Origin of the sequence: Anoxybacillus tepidamans PS2, from assembly GCF_000620165.1 — a bacterium.
In the GTDB taxonomy this organism is placed as follows: Bacteria; Bacillota; Bacilli; order Bacillales; family Anoxybacillaceae; genus Anoxybacteroides; species Anoxybacteroides tepidamans_A.
In genome coordinates this window covers 39345-45862 of record NZ_JHVN01000022.1, presented here as the reverse complement: position 1 = coordinate 45862, position 6518 = coordinate 39345, and the positions used below count along the sequence as shown (strand labels likewise).

At 43.6% G+C, this 6518-nt stretch carries 6 protein-coding genes; 2 read left to right on the top strand and 4 right to left on the bottom strand.

Features of this window, described 5'->3' with window-relative positions:
- Positions 1-435 precede the first annotated feature (435 nt).
- From N667_RS0114875 to N667_RS0114860, 4 genes are all read right to left on the bottom strand, one after another.
- Positions 436-1443, bottom strand: coding sequence for a FecCD family ABC transporter permease (locus N667_RS0114875; protein WP_027410299.1), 1008 nt, complete (start codon positions 1441-1443; stop codon positions 436-438).
- Positions 1440-2450: a FecCD family ABC transporter permease gene (locus N667_RS0114870; RefSeq protein ID WP_027410298.1), complete on the bottom strand. Its 1011-nt coding sequence runs from the start codon at positions 2448-2450 to the stop codon at positions 1440-1442. Before N667_RS0114870 ends, N667_RS0114875 begins: the two co-directional genes overlap by 4 nt.
- 83 nt (positions 2451-2533) lie before the next feature.
- On the bottom strand, positions 2534-3457 hold the full coding sequence (locus N667_RS0114865; protein WP_027410297.1) for an iron-hydroxamate ABC transporter substrate-binding protein: 924 nt from the start codon (positions 3455-3457) through the stop codon (positions 2534-2536).
- 6 nt (positions 3458-3463) lie between these two features.
- A complete protein-coding gene (locus tag N667_RS0114860) occupies positions 3464-4255 on the bottom strand; it encodes an ABC transporter ATP-binding protein (protein WP_027410296.1) in 792 nt (263 codons plus the stop codon).
- Positions 4256-4437: 182 nt separating this feature from the next.
- Between N667_RS0114860 and N667_RS0114855 the strand changes: the two genes are divergently transcribed.
- Positions 4438-5487, top strand: coding sequence for an NAD(P)/FAD-dependent oxidoreductase (locus tag N667_RS0114855; RefSeq protein ID WP_027410295.1), 1050 nt, complete (start codon positions 4438-4440; stop codon positions 5485-5487).
- A 171-nt stretch (positions 5488-5658) separates the two neighbouring features.
- On the top strand, positions 5659-6516 hold the full coding sequence (locus N667_RS0114850) for a collagen binding domain-containing protein (protein ID WP_027410294.1): 858 nt from the start codon (positions 5659-5661) through the stop codon (positions 6514-6516).
- The last annotated feature ends 2 nt before the right edge of the window (positions 6517-6518 follow it).

Here is a 6518-nt window from a genome sequence, read left to right as displayed (position 1 = left end):
ATGCGGCGGCCGTGTTGAAGGAAGTATTCTTTCGATAGCCGAAGACACTCATTCCAAACGCGGGCTGACTCTCGGTTGCAGGCCCATAGCCGTTCGAGATCCCTCTTGGAGGCACGAAAGGCGACTTTTTGACCGCGGAGCATTGTCATTCCTCCCTTTCTCTGCATTTTGGCTAAGACCATTATAGCACATACGTTCTGTTTAGAAAAGCCAAAACGCCCGATTCATCTCCCACCTACATTCCATTTAGAGGTGGGAGACTTCTCGGTGAATGTGTTAAAGACAAAGTCTGTTATAATAATGCTTGGTTTTTAGCCTTAGCCGGCAACTCCGGCTAAGGCTTTTAATTATAAAAGGCTCCCTTGGCTTGGAAAGCGCTGGCGGGAGCCTCAGTAACATATTTATTATGAAGACAATCTATACACCTGTCCGCTATTATTTCTTCAATAGCAAATAGATGAAATAAGGCGCACCAATCAAGGAAACCATGATTCCGGCTGGGATGCCGTCAGGATCAGCGAGATTGCGGCCGATGGTGTCGGCGAATAATAAAAGCCAGCCGCCTAGAAGAAGCGCGATTGGAAGAAATAGTTGATGTCTAGGCCCTACTAGCGTTTTTGCTATGTGTGGAGCCATCAGTCCAATGAACGCGATTGCTCCGGTGACAGAAACGGCAGAAGCAGCCAGGGCGACAGCGGCAAAAAGTAAAGCAAGACGCTCTTTTTCCACCGATATCCCAACGCCGATGGCGACCGGCTCGTTCAGTGATAGGAGATTTAATTGATTTGCTTTATATAAAGTGAATGGGATCAACAGAGCCAGCCAAGGAATAAGAGCCCAAATAAACGGCCAGTCGGTCCCCCAAATGTTCCCCGCTAACCATTTCGCGATAAAGTCGACCTTTGTCCGCTCAGCAGAGGAAACGAGTACAATCATCGTTCCAGAAAGAGCCATCGAGCAACCGACTCCAATTAGCACAAGTTTGACTGGCTGAATCCCGCTATGCTTGTTATATGATAACCAGTAAATAAGAAACGCTGTTAGTAAAGCACCGATTAAAGCAATAAGGGGAATTGCATAAATGAATGCCCCGGCTTCGATCGGGAAAAACAAAAAGAAAATCGCAACCGCTATACCGGCTCCGGAATTAATACCTAAAACTCCCGGATCGGCTAAGTCATTTCGCGTAATCCCTTGCAAAATGACGCCCGACAGTGCCAATGCCATCCCTGCCAGCAGTGTAATGATGATGCGAGGCAGGCGAATCGAAAATAAAATAAATTCCTCTTTAAATGTACCATGGCCTAACAGAGTAGGAATGAGCCTGTCATAAGAGAGGGAAGCATAGCCCATTCCCATGGCAAGCACGATAGTGGCTATCAACAGTATGAGCAGCAGACATACAATGACTCGCTGCTTTTTTATAAGCGCAGATTGAATCATGAGAATGCTTTCCCTCCTTTATTCACGATGAACAGGAAGAAAGGCAGCCCGATCATCGCCACAATGGCTGTCAATGGTGTCTCGTAGGGAGCATTAATCGTGCGGGCTAGCGTGTCAGCAAAAAGCATAAAAATTCCTCCTATCACCGCTGACATTGGTATGACGAAGCGATAATCGGTTCCTACCATGGTTCGAACAATATGCGGAGCTATCAAGCCGACGAACGTGATATTTCCGACGAGTGCGACAGAAGCACCAGCGAGCAAAATGACGACAATAAACAAAATCATTTTTATTTGTGTTGTTTTTTGCCCTAATCCAACCGCTACTTCTTCACTTAAACTAAGAATGGTCAATTGTCTTGAGAGCAAAAGAGAAATGAAAATGCCGATTAATATGAACGGAATGATTGTTTGCAGTTGGCTCCATGAAGTTCCAATCACGCCTCCAGCTGTCCACATAGATACATCTTTTGAGATTTTAAAATAAATGCCGACCCCTTCTGCCAATGCGTATAGAAAAGTAGAAACGGCAGCGCCAGCTAGTACAATTCGCAGGGGAGAGAAGCCCCCTTTTTTAAATGCTCCAATCGTAAGCACCATCATGGCTCCGAGGGCGGCCCCGATAAAACATGCAACGGTAATAGCAAAATAATTGGCGGAAGGAATCAGCGCCATTGTAATGGCCAATGATGCGTTGGCGCCAGCAGTCAATCCAAGCAAGCCTGGATCAGCCAGAGGGTTTCTCGTCATCCCTTGCATAATCGCGCCGGAAACAGCAAGAGCCGCTCCGACAAACAGTGCTGCTATTTCACGCGGCAGGCGAAGTTCGCGAATGATAGAAAGTTTCTCGCCTTTAGCGTGAGAAGAAAGAGCGTGCCATACATCTTTAAGCGTTGTATCTGCTACTCCGAGTACCAGTGCCACCAAAAACATCGCCATCAATGCACCTATAGCGACGATGAGCTTATATATAAATGCAAGACGTTCTTCCTTTCTTAGTCGCATATTTCTTCCCTCTTTCTTTTACATGTACAGAAAGAGCGAGGAATTCTTCGATAGGAATTCCTCGCTTTTTAATAGACTGAAAATTACTTGCCTAAAAAGTGTTTCACAAAGAAATCGAGTTGGTAATCTAATGTAATCGGATCATTAAAATAGAACTCTTTTGCATTCGCTTCAAATACGCGACCATTTTTTACAGCTGGAATATTTTTGTACGTTTCGGTTTCTTGAAAGGAATTGTCGGTATCTGCGTTTTTGCTGATGATCAAGTAGTCCCCAGCAAACTCAGGAAGCGCTTCTGGTGATAGTGCATAATACCCTGGTTTGAGCGCTGTTTCTTCCACTTTTTTAGGCATTTTCAATTTCATTTCTTGATACAGTATTTCTGTGCCACGACCCCAATTATTCCCAAATACATAAAGCTGCTTATTGAAGTTCTCAATCACTGAAACCGTTGCATTTTCTCCAATTTTTGCACGAATTTCTTCTCCGGCTTTTTGCGCTCGCTTTTTAAAGTCTTCGATCCAAGCTTTTGCTTCTTTCTCTTTGTTTAAAAGCTTACCAATCTCTAAAAATTGAGTTAAATAATCTACTTTTCCATACGTGTATGTGACAGTAGGGGCAATTTTGCTTAATTTATCAATATTTTTCGTCGTTGATAAACCAATAATTAAGTCAGGGTTCAATTCCATAATTTTTTCGATATTCTCGTCTGACACTTCGGCGACATCTTTTAGCTGTTTTTGAAAGCGAGGGTTCATTTTAGACCAAGAATCCACGCCTACTAGTTTCACGTTTAAAGCCATCACGTCCCCAGCAAAAGAAGATAGTACAACGACACGTTTTGGATGGGCAGGCACTTTGATCGGCCCATTTTCAGATTGATATGTAATCATTTCTGAGCTCTTTTCTTTAGTAGATGAACCTTCCTTGTTTTCCGCTGAATGGTTGCCGCAAGCGCTGATGATAAGCACCAATAATAACATAAGAGGGAACCATATTTTTTTCATTTTTGTTTATTCTCCTTTCAGTAAGTGATATGTGAGACATATAGGTTTATTCGTGCGCGGGTCTCTCCCGATTTCCGCATCGATATGAAATACTTGTTTTAATACATCTCGGGTGATGACATCCTCTCCGCTTCCCGCTTTTACGATCTCCCCATCTTTGAGGGCAATGATATAGTCAGCAAAACGGGCGGCGTGGTTAAGGTCGTGAAGAACCATTACGATCGTTCGTCCTTGCTCTTCATTTAATTGTTGCAAAAGCTCTAAAACTTCTAGCTGGTGCGCCATATCTAAATAAGTCGTCGGTTCATCGAGAAAAATGATGTCCGTTTCTTGTGCCAGAGCCATCGCAATCCAAACGCGTTGGCGTTGGCCTCCTGAGAGAGCATCTACTGAACGAAATTTAAAATCTTTCGTGCCCGTTACCTCAAGCGCCCAGTCGATCACCTCATAATCTCTTTTCGTTAGACGCCCAAACCCTTTCTGATAGGGAAAGCGCCCGTACGAAACTAATTCTCCGACCGTTAACCCGCCTGCACTTTCCGGGGTTTGGGGAAGAATCGCTATTTTTCTAGCGAGCGTTTTCGTGTTTTCGGTGGAGATTTGTTTGCCGTCTAACACAATCGTTCCAGATTGCGGAGCGATAATTCGAGTCAGCGTCTTTAATAATGTTGATTTTCCGCAACCGTTCGGTCCAATAATGGTCGTGATTTTTTTATCAGGAATTTGTATATTGAGATTTTTTACAATTAGACGTTCATTGTAACCGACGCTTAAATCGCTTGCGTATAGGCGAACCATTCTTTCACCTCCTATTGTTCTATGTTTTTATGAAAATGAGAATCATAATCAAATAAACACATACTTACTATAATATCCTTTATTCTTATTGTCAATTATTAAATTGGTTGTAATGGAGAAAGGAAAAGTGTATATTTATTGATAATGATAATCAATAGAATTGTGAGCGAAAGGTGATATTGATGGATAAGGAAGAATTATATGACGTTACGATTGTTGGCGGAGGTCCAGCTGGATTATATGCTGCTTTTTACAGCGGGCTTCGCGGGATGAAAACAAAGTTGATTGAATTTCAGCCACAACTAGGTGGAAAACTTCATGCCTATCCTGAAAAAATGATTTGGGATGTAGGAGGGCATGCGCCAATTACTGGAGAGCAGTTAATTGAACAGCTTGTCAAGCAAGGTTTAACATTTAATCCTACCGTTGTTTTGAATGAGAAAGTTGAATTAATAAGACGGGATGAGGATGGCATTTTTGTCTTGCAAACAGCTTCCGGAACACTGCATTTTTCGAAAGCGGTGATTGTAGCGGTAGGAAGCGGCATCTTAAAGCCGCAAAAATTGGAGATTGAAGGGGCAGAGAAGTTTGAAGTAACGAACTTGCATTATACAATCAAATCGTTAAAGCGTTTTAAAGATAAGACGGTTATCATTTCGGGCGGAGGCAATGCTGCTATTGATTGGGCTAATGAGTTAGTGCCGATTGCGAAAAAGGTCTACTTAACGTATCGAAGGGGCGCTTTAAAAGGGCACGAATCGCAAGTAATGCAACTATTAAGCAGTTCAGCGACGTGTTATTTTAATACATCAATTACGAAATTAATTGCCAGTGCGAACCACGAGACGATTGAGCGTGTCGAATTAACGAACCATGAAACAGGAGAGACAAGCTATTTGTCGGTGGATGAAGTGATTGTGAATCATGGCTATGAACGAGATACGTCATTGCTTGCAAATAGTGAATTGGATATTCAAATGATTGACGGTGATTACATCGCAGGCAATGCGAATAGCGAATCTTCTGTACCGGGATTGTATGCGGCGGGGGACATTCTAAAGTATGATGGGAAATTAAATTTAATCGCTGGAGCTTTTCATGATGCGGCTAATGCCGTCAACAGCGCCAAACAATTCATCGAGCCTACCGCTGATAAGTTTGCCATGGTTTCTTCTCATAATGAGGCTTTTAAAGAACGGAATCGGCAGTTAATAAAACAAATGGTGAGATAAACTATTATTTTTTGTTTATATCGCAAATTCGCGTTAGCCTTTTTAGGAAAGAATGTGATACCCCCCTAGAAAAAGGGCTTGTTTTATTGGACATGTGCTCAAACACCCATCCTCCTTATTCATAAAATATGGTTACGTATAATGAAATTTTAACTTAGGAGGATGTTAGGCATGGCGATTGTAGACCGCTATACGTTAACACAAAGTACTTCAGCAACGATCACGGGCCGCGAAGAGGTGACGGCAGATTTAAAATTGCAAGCAGCGCCTCCGTCGGATACGGGCAATATTTCAGGAACTGTGCGCCGCTCGGACGGGACAGTGATTCCTTTAGCGACGGTGAAGCTTTTTGATGCGAATGGGGTGCCATTTGAACATATCAATACGAATGCTGCTGGCCGCTTTCTTTTCAACCGGGTTCCTGTCGGTTCTTACTTTATTACTGCCTCTGAACCAGGCTATTTAACCCCCGTCCGCATTCCAGTGACGGTAGTGCGAAACCGAACAACCGATGTAACAATTACGATGGCGACGGATCCTGATGCGAACAAAAACGCCGTTTTTGGGGTGGTGACAAGCAGCACCGGGCAACCCGTTGATGACGCGACGGTGGAATTGTATCAAGTTGTGAACTCAACAAACCAACTAGTAGGAATTGTAAGCACTAATCCTCAAGGTCAGTATTTATTTGCCAATTTGGATGATGGCACATATTTTATAAGAGCAACGAAGGCGGGGTATTTATCTTCGGAAAGTACGCCTGTTGCTCTTTCCGGAAGAACGTTCGCTCCGGCTAATACGGTCCTCGCAGTGGATCCGGATGCGAATACAGGAACGGTCAGCGGATTTGTGACTGACAGAACGACCGGCCAGCCGATCGCGAATGCCACTGTCGCGCTTTATTCCATTTCGAACGGAGTAGAGACGGTGATTGATATTACCAAGACGAACGCGGGAGGCTTATATTTATTCGGAGATATTCCTCCTGGGACTTACCGTGTCAAGGCGACGGTTCAGGCTCAGGGGTAAGA